General features: G+C 73.4%; 14 protein-coding genes and 1 pseudogene. 9 read left to right on the top strand and 6 right to left on the bottom strand.

Annotated elements, in window-relative coordinates; translation table 11 throughout:
- Positions 1 to 34: 34 nt before the first annotated feature.
- From NJC10_RS00465 to NJC10_RS00455, 3 genes are all read left to right on the top strand, one after another.
- Positions 35 to 778 carry a 3-hydroxyacyl-CoA dehydrogenase gene (locus tag NJC10_RS00465; RefSeq protein WP_319073912.1) on the top strand — a complete coding sequence of 248 codons (744 nt, stop codon included), beginning with the start codon at positions 35 to 37 and terminating at the stop codon, positions 776 to 778.
- A gap of 38 nt (positions 779 to 816) precedes the next feature.
- Positions 817 to 1,971 (top strand): acyl-CoA dehydrogenase family protein, encoded by a 1,155-nt coding sequence (locus NJC10_RS00460; RefSeq protein WP_319073910.1) that lies wholly within the window; start codon positions 817 to 819, stop codon positions 1,969 to 1,971.
- Between the two features lie 132 nt (positions 1,972 to 2,103).
- Positions 2,104 to 4,419: a S9 family peptidase gene (locus NJC10_RS00455; RefSeq protein ID WP_319073908.1), complete on the top strand. Its 2,316-nt coding sequence runs from the start codon at positions 2,104 to 2,106 to the stop codon at positions 4,417 to 4,419.
- Between the two features lie 145 nt (positions 4,420 to 4,564).
- Here NJC10_RS00455 and NJC10_RS00450 read toward each other — a convergent pair whose 3' ends face one another.
- A complete protein-coding gene (locus tag NJC10_RS00450) occupies positions 4,565 to 6,064 on the bottom strand; it encodes an insulinase family protein (protein ID WP_319073906.1) in 1,500 nt (499 codons plus the stop codon).
- Between the two features lie 132 nt (positions 6,065 to 6,196).
- Here NJC10_RS00450 and NJC10_RS00445 point away from each other — a divergent pair, with 132 nt between their 5' ends.
- From NJC10_RS00445 to NJC10_RS00435, 3 genes and pseudogenes are all read left to right on the top strand, one after another.
- A complete protein-coding gene (locus tag NJC10_RS00445; RefSeq protein WP_319073905.1) occupies positions 6,197 to 7,174 on the top strand; it encodes a 1,4-dihydroxy-2-naphthoyl-CoA synthase in 978 nt (325 codons plus the stop codon).
- Positions 7,175 to 7,205: 31 nt separating this feature from the next.
- Positions 7,206 to 8,771 (top strand): TrkA C-terminal domain-containing protein, encoded by a 1,566-nt coding sequence (locus NJC10_RS00440; RefSeq protein ID WP_319073903.1) that lies wholly within the window; start codon positions 7,206 to 7,208, stop codon positions 8,769 to 8,771.
- 95 nt (positions 8,772 to 8,866) lie between these two features.
- Positions 8,867 to 9,424: pseudogene (locus NJC10_RS00435) on the top strand (enoyl-CoA hydratase-related protein); the annotation flags it as partial.
- On the opposite strand, the gene NJC10_RS00430 reads toward NJC10_RS00435, so the two are convergent.
- Positions 9,415 to 10,041 (bottom strand): GNAT family N-acetyltransferase, encoded by a 627-nt coding sequence (locus tag NJC10_RS00430; RefSeq protein WP_319073901.1) that lies wholly within the window; start codon positions 10,039 to 10,041, stop codon positions 9,415 to 9,417. The pseudogene NJC10_RS00435 and the gene NJC10_RS00430 sit on opposite strands and share 10 nt — an antisense overlap.
- A gap of 43 nt (positions 10,042 to 10,084) precedes the next feature.
- On the opposite strand from NJC10_RS00430, the gene NJC10_RS00425 reads away from it, so the two are divergent.
- Positions 10,085 to 11,311: an AMP-binding protein gene (locus tag NJC10_RS00425; protein WP_319073899.1), complete on the top strand. Its 1,227-nt coding sequence runs from the start codon at positions 10,085 to 10,087 to the stop codon at positions 11,309 to 11,311.
- A 366-nt stretch (positions 11,312 to 11,677) separates the two neighbouring features.
- On the top strand, positions 11,678 to 12,550 hold the full coding sequence (locus tag NJC10_RS00420; protein ID WP_319073897.1) for a 1,4-dihydroxy-2-naphthoate polyprenyltransferase: 873 nt from the start codon (positions 11,678 to 11,680) through the stop codon (positions 12,548 to 12,550).
- A gap of 16 nt (positions 12,551 to 12,566) precedes the next feature.
- Here NJC10_RS00420 and NJC10_RS00415 read toward each other — a convergent pair whose 3' ends face one another.
- Complete coding sequence (locus NJC10_RS00415; protein WP_248118005.1) at positions 12,567 to 12,839, bottom strand: DUF4229 domain-containing protein; 273 nt, start codon at positions 12,837 to 12,839, stop codon at positions 12,567 to 12,569.
- A gap of 43 nt (positions 12,840 to 12,882) precedes the next feature.
- On the opposite strand from NJC10_RS00415, the gene NJC10_RS00410 reads away from it, so the two are divergent.
- Entirely contained in the window at positions 12,883 to 13,269 is a 387-nt protein-coding gene (locus NJC10_RS00410) for a PLDc N-terminal domain-containing protein (protein ID WP_248118003.1), read from the top strand.
- A gap of 7 nt (positions 13,270 to 13,276) precedes the next feature.
- On the opposite strand, the gene ccsB is transcribed toward NJC10_RS00410, so the two are convergent.
- The 3 genes from ccsB to NJC10_RS00395 are packed head-to-tail and all read right to left on the bottom strand — an operon-like array spanning position 13,277 to position 16,868.
- A complete protein-coding gene (gene ccsB / locus NJC10_RS00405; RefSeq protein WP_248118001.1) occupies positions 13,277 to 14,380 on the bottom strand; it encodes a c-type cytochrome biogenesis protein CcsB in 1,104 nt (367 codons plus the stop codon).
- Positions 14,381 to 14,382: 2 nt separating this feature from the next.
- The gene (locus tag NJC10_RS00400) at positions 14,383 to 16,125 is read right to left on the bottom strand and encodes a cytochrome c biogenesis protein ResB (protein WP_413466363.1); all 1,743 of its coding nucleotides are present in this window, start codon (positions 16,123 to 16,125) and stop codon (positions 14,383 to 14,385) included.
- On the bottom strand, positions 16,107 to 16,868 hold the full coding sequence (locus NJC10_RS00395) for a cytochrome c biogenesis CcdA family protein (RefSeq protein WP_248117997.1): 762 nt from the start codon (positions 16,866 to 16,868) through the stop codon (positions 16,107 to 16,109). The genes NJC10_RS00400 and NJC10_RS00395 overlap by 19 nt, the downstream gene beginning before the upstream one ends.
- Between the last annotated feature and the right edge of the window lie 16 nt (positions 16,869 to 16,884).

The raw sequence follows: 16,884 nt of genomic DNA, 5'->3' as shown, positions 1-16,884 counted from the left end.
CCCGTCCCGCGGGACGAGAATCGAGATCACGACCATGCAGATCAAGGACCGCACCTTCATCGTCACCGGCGGGGCCTCCGGCCTCGGCGAGGCCACCACGACGGCGCTGCTCGAGCGCGGCGCCCACGTCGTGGTGGCCGACCTCGCCGGGTCCGCCCCCGAGGGCGCCGTGCTCGTGGAGACCGACGTGACCGACTCGGACCAGGTGGCCCGCGCGGTCGAGGAGGCGACCCGCCAGCCCGGGCCGCTCTCCGGCGTCGTGAACTGCGCCGGCATCGGCACGCCCGCGAAGGTCCTCTCCCGCGAGGGGGCGCAGCCGCTCGAGGCCTTCGAGAAGATCATCGCCGTCAACCTCGTGGGCACCTTCAACGTCATCCGCCTGGCCGCCCAGGCCATGGCGGGCAACGAGCCGGACGAGGACGGCGGCCGCGGCGTCATCGTCAACACCGCGTCGGTGGCCGCGTTCGAGGGCCAGATCGGCCAGGCCGGCTACTCGGCCTCCAAGGGCGGCGTCGTGGCCATGACCCTGCCCATCGCGCGCGAGCTGGCAGCGCACGGCATCCGCGTGAACACGATCGCCCCCGGGCTCTTCCTCACGCCCATGATGAGCCACCTGCCGGAGAAGGCGAGGGAGTCCCTGGGCCAGCAGGTCCCGTTCCCCTCACGCCTCGGCGACCCGTCCGAGTGCGCCCACCTGGTGACCCACCTCGTGGAGAACCAGATGATCAACGGCGAGACCATCCGGCTCGACGGCGCCATCCGCATGGCCGCGCGCTGACCGCCCCACCGAGCCACACCGACACCGAGGAGACCCCCATGATCCTGGACAGCTACCGTTCCCCCTGGCTCACCGAGGACGCCGAGTCCCTGCTCGAGCTCACCGACGAGTTCATGGCCCGCGAGGCCGTGCCGAACTTCTCCCGCTGGGCCGAGCAGCACGGCGTGGACCGCGACTTCTGGAACAAGGCCGGCGAGGCCGGCCTGCTGTGCCCCTCCATCCCCGAGGAGTACGGGGGCATCGGCGGCACCTTCGCACTGGAGGCCGCCGTCATGACGGGGCAGGCGCGCTGCTTCGACGACGCGTGGGGCTTCGGCGTCCACTCCCCCATCGTGGCGCACTACATCCTGGCCTACGGCACCGAGGAGCAGAAGCAGAAGTGGCTGCCGGGCATGGTCACCGGCGAGCTGGTCGGCGCGGTCGCCATGACCGAGCCGGGCACGGGCTCCGACCTGCAGGCCGTGCGCACCCGCGCCGTGCGCGACGGCGACGACTACGTGATCAACGGCTCGAAGACGTTCATCTCGAACGCCACGCACTGTGACCTCCTGGTCATCGTGGCGCGCACGGGCGACCAGCCGGGCGGCCGGGGGCTGTCCCTGATCGTCGCGGAGACCGCCGGGCTCGAGGGCTTCGAGCGCGGCCGCGTGCTGAACAAGATCGGCCAGCACGGCCAGGACACCCGTGAGCTGTCCTTCTCGGACATGCGGGTGCCCGTGGCCAACCTCCTGGGCGAGGCCGAGGGCCAGGGCTTCATCCAGCTCATGTCCCAGCTGCCCCAGGAGCGCCTGACGCTGGCCGTCACGGCCGCCGCGGCCTGCGAGGCCGCGGTGCACGAGACCATCCGCTACACCAAGGAGCGTCACGCGTTCGGCAGCCCCCTGCTGGGCTTCCAGAACACGCAGTTCGTGCTCGCCGAGTGCGTGGCGGACACGCTCGCCACACGCACCCTGGTGGACCAATGCATCGTGGCGCACGTGGAGGGCAAGCTGACCGCGGCCGACGCCTCGATGGTGAAGTTCTTCGCCACCGACATGCAGAACACGGTGGTCGACCGCTGCCTGCAGCTGTTCGGCGGCTACGGCTACATGGAGGAGTTCCCGATCGCGCGCGCCTTCACCGCCGCGCGCGTGCAGAAGATCTACGGCGGCACCAACGAGATCATGAAGATGCTCGTGGCCCGCGCCCTCTGAGCCGGCGCCCTCACGGGCTTCGGGGGCGGGACACGCCCGGAAGGCGGAACCTTTCGGGCGTGTCCCGCCCCCGTTGCGCGTCGAGGCAGCCTGTGCCCTCGCGCGCGACGCTCCTGTGATGGGATGGGGACCATGCCTGACGCCCAGCACCGCGCCGACGACGTCGTCGCCACCCAGCCCGACGCCCTCGCGCACCGCTCCCCCGCCGCACGCCCGACGCCGCCCGTGGCAGCCGTCGTCCCGACGACGCGCACCGTGCACGGCGAGGAGTTCGCCGACGACTACGAGTGGCTGCGCGCCAAGGAAGACCAGCGCGTGCTGGACCACCTGCATGCCGAGAACGCCTACACCGAGGCCGTCACCGCGGACCAGGCCGATCTGCGCGCGGCGATCTTCGGCGAGATCAAGGCGCACACCGTGGAGACGGACCAGTCCGTGCCCGCTCGCCGGGATCGCTGGTGGTACTTCGTGCGCACGATCGAGGGCGAGCAGTACCCCGTGCACTGCCGCGTGCCCGCGCGGGACACCGGGGACCTCGAGGCGGACTGGACGCCGCCCGTCGTCGCCGCGGGCGAGACGCTGCCCGGCGAGCAGGTGATCCTGGACGGCAACGCCGAGGCCGCCGGCCACCCCTTCTTCTCCCTCGGCGGGATGCACATCAGCCCGGACGGCGAGCGTGTGGCGTACGCCGTGGACCACGCGGGCGACGAGCGCTTCACCCTGCGCGTCCGGGACATCGCCACCGGCGAGGACCTGCCGGACGCGGTGGAGAACATCGCCCACGGGGTGCGCTTCGACCGCTCGGGCGCGCGCGTCTTCTACACGCTGTGGGACGACTCGTGGCGCCCGTACCGCGTCATGGTGCACACGCTCGGCACGGACCCGGCCGAGGACGTGCTGGTCTACGAGGAGTCCGACCCCGGCATGTGGACGGGATTCGAGGGCGTCGCGGACCGCACCCAGCTGCTCATCGGCGTCGGGAACTCGGAGGTGTCCGAGACCTGGGTCGTCGACCTGCCCGAGTCCGCGGACGAGCCCCTGCCGGCCCCGCGCCTGCTGATCCCCCGCGCGTGGGGCATGCTCGCCGACGTCGAGCCCGTCACGGGCGGCGACGGCGTCCGCCGCCTGCTGATCGTGCACGATGCGGAGCTCACCGGCGACGGCGCCGAGCGCCTCGCGCCCAACGGCATGCTCTCGGTGGTCACGGAGGCGGACGTGGCCGACCGCTCCACGTGGCGCACCGTGGTCCCCCACCGCGAGGACGTGAAGGTGGACGGCGTCATGGTGACGCTGACCCACGCCGCGCTCGCGGTGCGCCGGGAGACGACGCCGCGCGTCGTCGTCGCGGAGCTGGACGCGGTGCTGGGCTCAGGGGACGCGGGTTCCGTGGGCTGGCGCGAGCCTGCGTTCGAGGAGGAGCTCTACGCGTGCCACCTGGCGTCGACGGCGGCCGAGTCGCCGTTCCTGCGCCTGGCCTACACGTCCTGGATCACGCCGGCCCGCGTGCTGGACGTCGTCGCGGCCACCGGCGAGGTGCACCTGCGCCGCGAGGTGGAGGTGCCCGGCCACGACCCGGCCGACTACGCGGTGGAGCGCTGGTGGGCGCCGGCCTCGGAGCCCTCCGCCGCCACGGGTGCGGACGTGCGCGTGCCACTCACGGTGATCCGCCGCAAGGACGTGGCGCAGGACGCGAGCGCGCCGTGCGTGGTGTACGGCTACGGCTCCTACGAGATGTCCATGGACCCGGCGTTCGGGGTGGCCCGGCTGTCCCTGCTGGACCGTGGCGTCGTCTACGTGGTGGCCCACGTGCGCGGCGGCGGCGAGCTGGGCCGGGCCTGGTACGAGGACGGCAAGAAGGCCGCGAAGGCGCACACGTTCACCGACTTCGTGGACGCCACCCGCTTCGTGGCGGACTCCGGGTGGGTGGACCCGACGCGGATCGCGGCGACGGGCGGCTCGGCCGGCGGGCTGCTCATGGGTGCCGTCCTCAACCGAGCGCCCGAGCTGTACCGCGCGTGCCTGGCCGTGGTGCCGTTCGTGGACGCGCTGACCACCATCCTCGACCCGGACCTCCCGCTGTCCGCACTGGAGTGGGAGGAGTGGGGCAACCCGATCACCGACCCGGAGATCTACCGGCTCATGAAGTCCTACACCCCATACGAGAACGTGCGGGCCGTGGACTACCCGGCGATCGCCGCGGTGACCTCGCTCAACGACACCCGCGTGCTCTACGTGGAGCCCGCCAAGTGGGTGGCGCAGCTGCGCCGCACGGTCACCTCGGACCAGGCCACGCCGCTGGCTGAGGGCGGCTCGCCCATCCTGCTGCGCACCGAGATGGACGGCGGCCATGGCGGCGCCTCCGGCCGCTACCAGGGCTGGGAGGACACGGCGTGGGAGCACGCGTTCCTGCTCACCGCGCTCGGCGCCGTGGAGCGGGTGGGCGACTGACCAGCCCTCGCCCCAACGGCTGGCGGCCGTCGCCCACCCCTGGACGACGCGCCCCTCTCCAGCCCGTCCCGTGACGCGCTGTGGTCACGACACGCCGTGCCGGCAGTCCACGCCGCGGCGTGTCGTGACCACAACCGCAGCGGGGTCAGCCCTCCTCGGGAAGGCGCAGGCGCTCGGGCAGGTGGGCGAGCACGAGCGACCGCAGGCGTTCGGCATTCTTGAACAGGGACAGGGGGATGTCGCCGCCCGATCCGTCCCGGGCTTCGAGGGTCAGCACCTCGGCTCCGTGCTCGTCCCGGCCCAGAGACCAGGCGACGACGTCGTCCCACCGGATGCCGAGGGAACCGTCGACGAAGTCCAGGCCGATCCCCTCCGCGCCCACGGTGCAGCGGAGCCGGAACCCTCCCATCCGGGCCGCCCAGCCGGGGCGGAACTCCTCACCGGCCACGACCGGGCCGTCGTCGACCTCGACATGCGGGAACATGAGGGTCTCCGCGCCGAGCAGCTGGCCCTCCTCGCGGCCGGCCGGCGGGAACCCGACCAGCAGCGTGTCCTCCAGTCGCGAGAGGAGTCGGGCGATCTCGGCGTCCGGCACGGCCTGCACCGCCGGCCCGTCGACGCCCTCCATGGAGGGGTGGCCCAGGAACCGGCTCTGGTGGTCGTGGAGATGCATGTCCACGGCGGTCGCCCCGGCCTCGTCGGCCTCGTACTCCTGCGACGCCCGCTGCCGTTCGTCGTCATGGGCGCCACCGTCGCGCAGGCCGCGCAGGATCTCCAGGACACCCTGCACGGCGGGCACGGCGTCCTTCTCGGCGCACCGCACCACCACGGCGAGCAGGCCGTGTCGTCCCAGGACGGCGGTGTCCACGGTGACGTCGTCGACGATGCCCTGCTCCTGCCGCAGAGTCCGGAACACCCGCGCGCGGAGGACGGAGAGCAGCAGGACGAGGGCTGCGGGGGAGGTGTCGTGGACGTCGTCGAGCACAAATGAGACCGAGGGCTCCTCCCCTCCGGAGAGGTACTCGGCCGGGTACCGCCGCTCCAGGAACGGGATCTCCGGCAGGGGCCGGCGTGCGCCGGGCGGCAGGGGGAGCCGGAGCGTCTCCGGCGCCGGTCCGCTGAGCACCAGCATCGCGTTGCCGGCCGTGAACCGCGTGCCGGCCCAGTCGGCGACCTCCGCCGGCGTGATCCGGGCGAGGAAGCGCGCGGGCACCACCCCGAGCCCGAAGCCCGCGGCCCCCAGACGGTGGTGGAGGTGCTCGGCCGCGTGGGGTCCGTCGGCCATGGGGCCTCCGCCCTCGGCCTCGAGCACCCGACGGGCGTGGGCCAGCTCCGCGTCGGAGACGCCGCCGGCGGCGAGGGCGGAGAGCCGGGCGCAGATCCTCTCGAGGCGGTCGGCGACCCGCTCCGGCGTCCCCCTCACGCGCATGACGGTGTAGGTCATGGCCGATTCGCCGTCGACGTCCGGTTCGAGCCCCTCCACCCCGTCGAGCGCGAGGTGCTCGACGAGATGGGACAGGCCCAGCGTGGAGACCGTCTCGTCCGCGGCACCGACCCGGAACAGCAGGTCGGCGGTGAGCGGGCCCTCGGCGTCGAGGTGGTGCACCTCGACGCCGTCGACGGTCCGGGCATGGATGTCGGACATCGCGGTCCTTCCTTCGGGCTCGGCGGCACCCGGGGGGCGTGGTCACCTCCCGCGCCGGCCGCGGCCCGGGCGCTCGCACGGGCTGGGCAGAAGTCAAGCACCCCCGTCAAGACCCTCACTAGACTCGGCCCCATGACCGAGCCGACCTCCGCCCGCCCCGACCGCGACCGCCTCCCCGAGAAGGTCTCCGACCTCTTCGACCCGACGCGCTGGCGCATGGTCGAGGGCTTCGACTTTGAGGACATGACCTACCACCGGCAGGTGGAGCGCGACGCCGAGGGCCGCTGGGTGCGCGACCTGCCCACGGTGCGCATCGCCTTCGACCGCCCCGAGGTCCGCAACGCGTTCCGCCCCGGCACCGTGGACGAGCTCTACCGCGCCCTCGACCACGCCCGCATGACCCCGGACGTGGGCACGGTGCTGCTCACCGGCAACGGCCCCTCCCCCAAGGACGGGGGCCACGCGTTCTGCTCCGGCGGGGACCAGCGCATCCGCGGCCGCGACGGCTACCGCTACGCCGAGGGGGACACGGCGGAGACCATCGACCCCGCCCGCGCCGGACGCCTCCACATCCTCGAGGTCCAGCGCCTGATGCGCACCTCCCCCAAGGCGATCATCGCCGTCGTGAACGGCTGGGCGGCCGGCGGCGGCCACTCGCTCCACGTGGTCGCCGACCTCACGCTCGCCTCCCGCCAGCACGGGAAGTTCAAGCAGACGGACGCCACCGTCGGCTCCTTCGACGCCGGCTACGGCTCCGCCCTGCTCGCCCGCCAGGTGGGCCAGAAGCGCGCCCGGGAGATCTTCTTCACGGCGCGCGAGTACTCGGCCGAGCAGATGGTCGAGATGGGCGCCGTCAACGAGGCCGTGGACCACGAGCGCCTCGAGGAGGTCGCCCTCGAGTATGCGGCGGACATCAACGCGCAGTCCCCGCAGGCCATCCGCATGCTCAAGTTCGCGTTCAACCTGCCCGACGACGGCATGGCCGGCCAGCAGGTGTTCGCGGGTGAGGCCACGCGCATGGCCTACATGACGGACGAGGCCGTGGAGGGCCGGGACGCGTTCCTGCAGAAGCGCGACCCGGACTGGTCCGCCTTCCCGTACCACTTCTGACCGACCACCACGGCAGGACGGAGACCCGCCCATGCTCGCACTGCTCAACGACCAGCCCATCCTCGTCCTCATGGCCACCGTCGCCCTGGGCGCCGCCGTCGGCACCATCCCCCTGGGAAGGATCCGCCTCGGCGCCTCGGGAGCACTGTTCGTGGGCCTGCTCGTCGGGGCGGTGCTGCCCGACGTCGGCGACCGGCTGGCCCTGTTCCAGAGCTTCGGCCTGGCCCTGTTCGCGTACCTGATCGGGCTCGGCGCCGGCAAGGTGTTCTTCCGGGACCTGCGCCGCAATCTGCCCCTGATGCTGGCCGCCGTCGTCGTGGTGATCCTCACCGCCTTCACGGTGCATCCGCTGGCCGCGCTGTTCACCCTGGACCTGCCGACGGCGATCGGCGTGTGGACGGGTTCGCTCACCGCGACGCCGGCGATGGCGCTGGCGAACCAGCTCACCGGCGGGCAGGCCCCGGCCGTGGGCTACGGGCTGTCCTACCTGGTGGGCGTGGTCGGCACCATCATCGCGATCACCCTGCTCGCCGCCCGCCCGTGGCGCAGTTCCCCGCGCGATCCGGCGCCGGTGACCGACGGCAAGCTGCGCTTCACCGCCGCGGCCGCCACCTCCGCCCGCGCCGTGCGGGACATCCCGGGGATCTCCGAGGGGCTGCTGCGCGTGGTGGCGCTGCGCCGCGGCGGCGTGGCCCGGATCGCCGGCTCTGCCGACCGGATCGAACCCGGGGACAAGGTCGTCCTGGACGGCACGGAGAAGAACATCGACGAGGCCGTGCAGGCCTTCGGCCGCCGCACCGACGCCGACCCGGCGCGGGTGATGAACCCGCTGCAGACCTCCATGGTCATCGTCACGGCCCGCACCCTGGCCGATCGTCGCCTGGGCACGCTGTCCCTGCGCGAGCGCTTCGGCACCGACGTCGCCCGGCTGCGGCGCGACGACGTCGAGTCGCTGGCCACCCCGCAGACCGAGCTCAAGGTCGGCGACCGGGTGCTCATCGTGACCACCGCGCCGCGCATGGAGGCGGTGCGCGACTTCTTCGGCAACTCGACGCGCGGGCTCTCGAACCTGGACTGGATCTCCCTGGGAACGGGCATGGCGCTGGGCTACCTGCTGGGCATGGTGACGATCCCGCTTCCGGGCGGGGCCTCCTTCTCCCTCGGCCCGGCGGCCGGGTGCATCCTCGTCGGCCTCGCCCTCGGTGCGATCGGCCGAACGGGACCCACCGTGTGGGAGCCGTCCACGGAGATCGCGCTGACGCTGCGGCAGTTCGGCCTCATGCTCTTCCTGGGCGTGGTGGGCCTGGCCGCCGGCCCGGCGTTCATCGAGACGGTGTTCACCCGGGTCGGCGGGCTGGCCATCCTGATGTCCGCCGTGCTCACCGCGCTGACCGCGGCCCTGCTCATCGCCGCTGCACGGCTGCTGGGGCAGTCCGTGGATCGCACCTACGGGGCGCTGGCGGGCATCACGGGCCAGCCGGCGATCCTGGACTACGCGCTCTCCCGCTCCACCGACGCCCGCGTGACCGAGGGGTACGCCCAGCTGTTCGCGCTGATCATGGTGGTCAAAATCGCCACCGTGCCGTTCATGCTCTGACCGGCCGGGCGGATCCCGCCTGCGGGGCGGATCCGTCCGACCGTCGGGCCTCCTACACTCGGGGCCATGCCCGCCACCGCCGACGCCCTCGCCCGCGCCACGGACGTCTGCACGTCCTCGAGGTCCAGCGCCTGATGCGCACCTCGCCCAAGGCGATCGTCGCCGTCGTGAACGGGTGGGCGGCCGGCGGCGGGCACTCGCTGCACGTGGTCGCCGACCTCACGCTCGCCTCCCGCCAGCACGGGAAGTTCAAGCAGACGGACGCCACCGTCGGCTCCTTCGACGCCGGCTACGGCTCTGCCCTGCTCGCCCGCCAGGTGGGCCAGAAGCGGGCGCGGGAGATCTTCTTCACGGCGCGCGAGTACTCGGCCGAGCAGATGGTCGAGATGGGCGCCGTCAACGAGGCCGTGGACCACGAGCGCCTCGAGGAGGTCGCGCTGGAGTATGCGGCGGACATCAACGCGCAGTCCCCGCAGGCCATCCGCATGCTCAAGTTCGCGTTCAACCTGCCCGACGACGGCATGGCCGGCCAGCAGGTGTTCGCCGGCGAGGCCACGCGCATGGCCTACATGACGGACGAGGCCGTGGAGGGCCGGGACGCGTTCCTGCAGAAGCGCGAACCGGACTGGACGCCGTTCCCCTACTACTTCTGAGCCCGGCGCCCCACGCGGAACTCGAGGCCCTTCCTCACTGCGGGCCACTCCGCGGCGACGACGGAGTAGACCACCGTGTCCCGCACGTAGCCGTTGCGCTGTGCCTGCTGGCGCAGCACCCCGTCCCGCTTGGCACCGAGCCGCTCGATCGCCGCGCGGGACTGCATGTTCATCCAGTCCGTGCGGAACTCGACGGCCGCGACGCCCCAGACCTCGAAGGCGTGGCCGAGCAGGAGCAGCTTGGCATCGGCGTTCGTCCCCGTGCCGGAGGCGGAGGCCGCGTTCCAGGTGCTGCCGACCTCCACGCGGGGCACGGAACGGTCGATGTTCATGAACGTCGTCATGCCGATGACCCGCCCGTCGGAGAGCCGACGGGTGGCGAAGGGGACCATGGACCCGGCCTCCTGCAGGGCCAGGCGACGGTCGATCTCCGCGGCCATGCCCTCGGGGGTGGGCACGGCGGTGTACCAGAGCTCCCACTGCCGGCCGTCCTGCACCGCCTCGACGAGCTCGTCGTGGTGGTCGTGGCTCAGCGGCTCCAGCCGGACGAGGCGGCCGGTGAGCGTGACGGGGCCGATCTCGGCGGCGGGCGTGGCGGCGGTGTCCGGGGCGGTCATGCGTGAAGCCTAGAGCGTCCCCGCCCACGATTACCGTGGTCTCATGCCGCTGACCCCCGACGCCCTGGCCACTGCCCGCTCCGCCCTCGCCACGGCGTTCGACGGCGGCGCGCCCGTCGAGTTCACGGCGGACGGCACCGTGGCCCTGCGCCCCCAGGCCCGCGATCCGGCGCGCTGCGGCCACCCGGACGCCGTCGCCGTCGTCCGCACGTCCGGCTCGACGGGCACGCCGAAGCAGATCGTCCTGACCCGCGGCGCCCTGCGCGCCTCGGCCGCCGCCACCGCGCAGCGGCTCGGCGGGGAGGGCACGGGCGGCGAGGGGCACTGGCTCCTCGCGGTCGGCGTCCACTACGTGGCCGGCCTGGCCGTGCTCTCCCGCACCATCGCGGCCGGCACCGCGCCCGTCGCGCTGCCGCACGGCCCGTTCACGCCCGCCGCCTTCGCCGCAGGGGCCGCCCGCCTCCCGGACGACGGCGGCCCGCGCTTCGTCTCGCTCGTCCCCACCCAGCTCGCCCGGCTCCTGGCGCCCGGAGCCGACCCGGCCGGCGTGGCGGCGCTGCGCGCCTTCGACCGCGTGCTGGTGGGCGGGGCGCGCCTGGCCCCCGAGCTGCGCGCGTCCGCCGAGGCCGCCGGTGTGCGTGTCACCGCGACCTACGGCATGGCGGAGACGTGCGGCGGCTGCGTGTACGACGGCGTCCCGCTGCCCGGCGTCACGGCGGACACCGTCCCGTCCGACCCCGCCGACCCGGCCGCCAGTCCGCGGGTGCGCCTCGCCGGGCCCATGGTGGCCGCCGGCTACCTCGACGACCCCGTCCGCACCGCGGCGCACTTCCCGCGCGGCGCGGACGGCGCCCCCGCCTTCCTCACCGAGGACACGGGCACGGTGTCCGGCACCCCCGACGGCGGCACGCGCCTGTCCGTCACCGGGCGCCTGGACGACGTCGTCATCACGGGCGGTGTGAAGGTCTCGGCCGCCGCGGTGGCCGCCGCGCTCGAGGCGCACCCGGGCGTCGCGGCCGCCCACGTGGCGGGCGTGGCCGATCCCGAGTGGGGGCAGCGGCTGTGCGCGGCGGTGGTGCCGGCCGAGGGCGACGTCCTCCCCGGCGGGGCCCTCCCCGCGGCCCTCGAGGATGAGCTGCGCTCCCGCGTGCGCACCGGGCTCGGGCCGGCCGCCGTCCCGAAGACGTGGCTGGCCCTCGACGCGCTGCCACTGCTGAGCACCGGGAAGACGGACCGGCAGGAGCTCACCCGGCGGTTCGCCGAGGCGTGACGCTGCCTCTCCCCGGAGCGGCAGCCGGGACACGGATGACGCCGTCCGCGCGGTGGGGGAGCCGGCCAGGGCGGAGCTCGGCCCGGGGAGGCGGAGGGCGCAGGCCGTGGCCGCCCGGATGGGCCGCGCGTCATCCCAGGTCGCCCCCTGAGGCCGACGTCATCACCCTCGGCCTCCTCTCCACCCCCCAGCACGGCTACGCTGAGTTCGCAGTCCCCCCGTTCGAGGCGTTCGTGAAGTGCGCCATCCCCGAGCCGGACGTCCCCCCACCGCGTCGACGTCGCACGCGTCCCCTCGCTGACCCGCCTCGCACCGCCCCGCATCGCATCGCCCCGCATCGCATCGTCTCCAGGAGGTCCCCCGACCATGTCCGCCTCGCTCTCCCAGTGGGTCGCCGCCGCGCGCCTGCGCACGCTGCCGATGGCGGTGGCGCCCGTGATCGTCGGCTCGGCCGCCGCGGCGGACCTCGGGTCCCTCCACGTGGGCCGCGCCCTGCTCGCGCTCGTGGTCTCGCTCGCCCTGCAGGTGGGCGTGAACTACGCCAACGACTACTCCGACGGCATCCGCGGCACCGACGACGACCGGGTGGGCCCCTTCCGCCTCACGGCGTCCAAGCTCGTTCCCGCGAAGCATGTGAAGCTCGCCGCGTTCGCCTGCTTCGCGCTGGCGATGCTCGCCGGGCTGTGGCTCGTGCTGCTGGCCGGCCAGTGGTGGCTGATCGCCGTGGGCCTGCTGTGCGTGGCGGCCGCGTGGTACTACACGGGCGGCAAGAAGCCCTACGGCTACCTGGGCCTGGGCGAGGTGTTCGTGTTCGTGTTCTTCGGCCTCGTGGCGGTGCTCGGCACCACGTACACCCAGGCGGGCACGGTCTCCGGCCTGACCTGGGCCGGCGCCGTGGGCTGCGGGCTGATCTCCACGGCACTGCTCATGGTGAACAACATCCGGGACATCCCCACGGACCGCGCGGCCGGCAAGATGACCCTGGCCGCCCGCATCGGGGACGCCCCGGCCCGCGCATCCTACGCCGTCATGCTGGCGGTCGCCGTGCTGCTGCCGCTGCTGTTCGTGGACTCCCACCCGTGGATGCTGCTCGTGCTGCTGGCGGCGGCGCTCGCCGTCCGTCCGGCCCGCACGGTGCTGCGCGCCCAGGACCGCCGCCGGCTCATCCCCGTGCTGCGCGCGACGGGCGTCATCGGCCTGCTCTACGCGATCACCTTCGCGCTCGGCGCGGCCCTCTGACCGGTGCCGGGGCTCGTCAGCCCCGGAAGCGTCCCTCGGTGTAGGCGTCCTCGGCGTCCGCGTCGGTCTGCTCGATCCGGCCGCGCCGCCCGGGCCGGCCCTCCCACGCGGCCGCGAGGTCCTGCGTGGCGCCCAGGCGCAGCCGTGTGAGGAAGAGGTAGCTGATCGCGAAGGTCAGCACCGCGGCCACGATCGTGGACATCACCAGTCCCAGGCCCAGCCAGAGGCTGACGCCCCAGACGGCGAAGAACAGGAGCACGCGGACGAGGCCGTAGAGGAAGAGACGCACCCGTCCATTCTAGGAGCGCTCCGCCGCCGAATAGACTGGACCGATGGGCCGCTTCCTCATCCCCGCCGCGATCGTCCTCGTCGGCCTCACCCTGTACGCCCTCTTCGAGGCGCTGCTCACCCCGGCGCACCAGGTGCGCTCGATGCCCAAGTGGGCGTGGGTGGCCGTCGTCGTGCTGGTCCCGCTCGTGGGGCCCCTGCTGTGGCTGTGCCTCGGCCGCGCCCGCCCGGCGGGCGCCACGGGCCGCCCCCCCGCCCGTCCCGCCTCCCCCGACGACGACGAGGACTTCCTGCGCACCCTGCGCACCCAGCGTCGTCAGGCCGAGCGGGAGCGCGAGCTGGACCGGCGGGACGCCGAGCTGCGCGCCCGCGAGGAGGAGCTGCGCCGCCGCCGGGAGACGGGTCAGGAGCCGGACGGTCCCGAGGCCTGACCTCCGGTCAGCTCGGCAGGCCCGCGTACGAGTGCAGGCCGGGGAAGAACTTGTTGACGATCGTGTAGTTGAACACGATGCAGGCGAAGCCCACGATGCTCAGCCACGCGGCGCGGGAGCCGGTCCAGCCGCGGGTGGCGCGGGCGTGCAGGTACGCCGCGTAGACCACCCAGATCACGAAGGACCAGACCTCCTTGGTGTCCCAGTTCCAGTAGCGCCCCCACGAGGCCTCGGCCCAGATGGCGCCGGCGATCACGGTGAAGGTCCACATCACGAAGGCGACCGCGTTGAGGCGGTAGGACCAGTTCTCGAGCGCGAAGGCCGAGGGCACGAGGCGCAGGAAGGACCAGGAGTGCTCTCCCGCGGCGGCCCGCCGCTCGGCGCGGTCCTGCAGGAGCTGGAGCACGGACATGGCGGCGGTCAGCGCGAAGAGAGAGCTGGCCAGCACGGCGATGGACACGTGGATCACGAGCCACGGCGACTGCAGCGGCGGCTGGAGGTGGCCCACCGGCGTCGGGAAGCCCATGGTGGCGGCGCACATCATGGCCACCACGAGGCCCGTGACGAAGGAGCCCACGAAGCGCAGATCCTTGCGGATCAGGAACGCGAGGTACACCGTCACGATGACGAGCGCGCCCGTGGTCATGAACTCGTAGAGGTTGCCCCACGGCACGCGGTGCGCGGCGATGCTGCGGGCGACCACGGCGAAGGCGTGCAGGGCCCAGCCGATCGCGAGCACGGCCACGGCCACGTTGGCGACGGGGCGGCGGCCCGTGCCGGTGTAGTCCATGTCCTCGTCCACGAGGCCGTTGCCGGCTCCCGCGTGGCGCGTCTCGGCGGGCAGGGCGGTGGTGCCGGAGCCGCCGACCGTGCCGTTGGCGGCGGAGCGGGCGCCGACGCCGGCCGGCTCCCGCGTCGCCGCGGGGACGACGCCGGCCGTGCCGCGCTCGGCCGCGAGCTGGGTCTCGATGCGACGGATGGTGGAGGAGGAGATCGCCATGTCGACGGCGAAGAGGATGAAGGCCGCCGCGTAGACGAGGGCGGCGATGAGCATGAACAGGTCGCTGTACTGCGCCAGCTGCTCGTTCACGGGTGCCGTGGGGTTGTACACAGTCAGGCTCCTGAGGCGGGATGGGTGATGCCGGGGTCGGCGTGGGGGGCGCGGGGCGCGGCCGTCGCGGCCACCGCGCCGGAGGGGTCGGGCCGGTGCTCCTCGGCGTCCGGCGCGGAGACGGGCCACATGCGGTCCATGGCCGCGCGCAGGGCGAGGTGCTCCTCGCGCAGCCCGAACTCCTCGCCGCGGGCGAGGAGGGCGTACTCGACGCGGGTGCGGCCGTCGTCGCCGACGGCGGCGCGCACCCACGCGCGGCGGCGCCGCACGAACAGGCTGGTGGCGAGGCCGAGCAGGGCCGTCACGGCGAACAGGCCCACGCCCCACTTGCCCGGGTCGTAGTGGATGTCCACGCCCACATAGCGGCGGACGCCGTCGAAGCTGATCGAGCCCTTGCCGTCCGGCAGCTGGTGGGTCTGCCCCGGGGTCAGCGTGATGCCGCCGTTCTCGCTCTTGCGGCTGTTCAGCTCGGTGAGGGACTCGGTGTCGAGCACGTACACGTTCTGCGGCACGCCGCGGTCCAGGCCGAGGTCCCCGGCGTACGAGTTGAGGATCAGCGTCGGGTTCAGCAGCTCGGGGTCCACCGAGACCTGCACCCCGGAGCCCGTGGGGTCGTCCGCCGCGGGCATGAACTGGCCCACGAAGCCCAGCTGCTCCGGCCGCGCGTCGGGCGCCTTGACCACGGCCATCGAGTTGAAGTTCTGGTCCTGCACGCGGGTGACCACGGGGCCCTGGAAGGCGATGTCCCCGTTGCCGTCCCGCACGGTGACCACCGGGGCGTAGCCGTTGCCCATGAGGTAGACGCGGGCGCCGTCCACGGAGAGCGGGTGGTTGACCTTCAGGATCTCCTCGTGGGCCTCGCCGCCGGCGCCCTCGCGGACCTCCATCACGGCCGTGTAGTCGAGCGGCTGGCCCCAGTGCGCCTCGGACTGGCGCTCGAACCGCGCGTCGAAGGACGTCAGCGCCAGGGAGAAGGGCTGCAGGCTGTTCGGGTCGAAGCGGGCGCCCGGCGTGAAGGAGTCGTAGGCCACGAGGTTGTTGGCGAAGCCCTCCCCCTCCACGATGATCTTCTGCCCCGTGTACTTGGTCATGCCGCCGTACGCCATGAACACGAGCACGCCGATGAGCGAGAGGTGGAACAGGATGTTGCCGATCTCCCGGACGTAGCCGCGCTCCGCCCCCACGGACGCGCCGCCTTCCTCGGGCCGGTACTCCACGCGGTAGCGGCGCCTCTTCAGCCAGGCCTGCGCCTGCCGGACGGCGTCCTCGGGGGCGGGGCCGCCCTCCTCGAGCACCACGACGCCGGACTCCGGCAGCCGCTCGAGGCGGCGCGGTGTGCGCGCCGGGGGCTGGCGCAGGGCGTGGGCGTGCTTGACGGCGCGGGGCCACACGCAGCCCACGAGGGAGATGAACAGCAGCAGGTAGATGGCGGAGAACCAGGCGGAGGTGTAGACGTCGAAGAACTGCAGCGCGTCCAGCACCGGGCCCCAGAACGGGTTGTCCTCGATCCAGCGGTCCACCACCTCGGGGCCCGCGCGGCGCTGCGGCACGAGGGAGCCGGGCACGGCGGCCACGGCCAGCAGGAGCAGCAGCATGAGCGCCGTGCGCATGCTCGTCAGCTGCGTCCACATCCAGCGCAGGGTCCCGGCCAGCCCGAGCGAGGGGAGGGCGACGTCCCGCGCGCGGGCGGGCTGGGGGGCCGAGGAGCCGTGGCCCGTCGAGGAGCTCACAGGGGCATCTCCCATTCGTTCGCGAACCAGAACTGCAGCTGGGTGGTCCACACGGTCCACACCCCGGTGGCCATGAGCAGCCCGAGGAGGATCAGCAGGGCGCCGCCCAGGCGCATGATGAGCACGCGGTGCGTGCGGAAGAAGGCCAGGGCCCGCAGGCCACGCTCCATGCCCAGGGCGATCAGCACGAACGGCACGCCGAGGCCGAGGCAGTAGAGGAAGGCCAGGAGCGCGGCGCGGCCCAGGGAGCCCTCGCCGCCGCCCACCGTGGACATCGCCAGGACGGCGGCCATCGTGGGGCCGATGCACGGGGCCCAGCCGAGCCCGAAGGTCATGCCGAGCAGGGGGGCGCCGGCCAGGCCCATGCCGGGCTTGGCGTGCACCCGGCGCTCCTGCTGCAGGCGCCCGCCGCCGCCCATGAAGATGACGCCCATCAGCATCACGAGCACGCCGAGCAGGCGGGTGACCCACACGCCGTCGCGCTGCAGCCACAACAGGGCCTGCGTGAACACCACGCTGACGGCCACGAAGACCACCGCGAACCCGAGCACGAAGAGCACCGCCCCGAGGGCGAGGCGCCCGCGACGGCGCGAGGTGAGCACGTCCCCGCCCAGGCCGGTGACGTAGCCGAGGTAGCCGGGCACGAGCGGGAGGACACACGGGGAGAGGAAGGAGACGAGGCCGGCGAGCAGAGCGACCGGCGCCGCGAGCAGGAGGGAGCCCTGCAGGGCGATCTCGGCGAAGGGGTTGTCGCGCATGGGCTCTGCCGGCGGC

Source organism: Micrococcus sp. M4NT, assembly GCF_033790745.1.
In the GTDB taxonomy this organism is placed as follows: Bacteria; Actinomycetota; Actinomycetes; order Actinomycetales; family Micrococcaceae; genus Micrococcus.
This window is presented reverse-complemented; position numbering and strand designations above follow the sequence as displayed.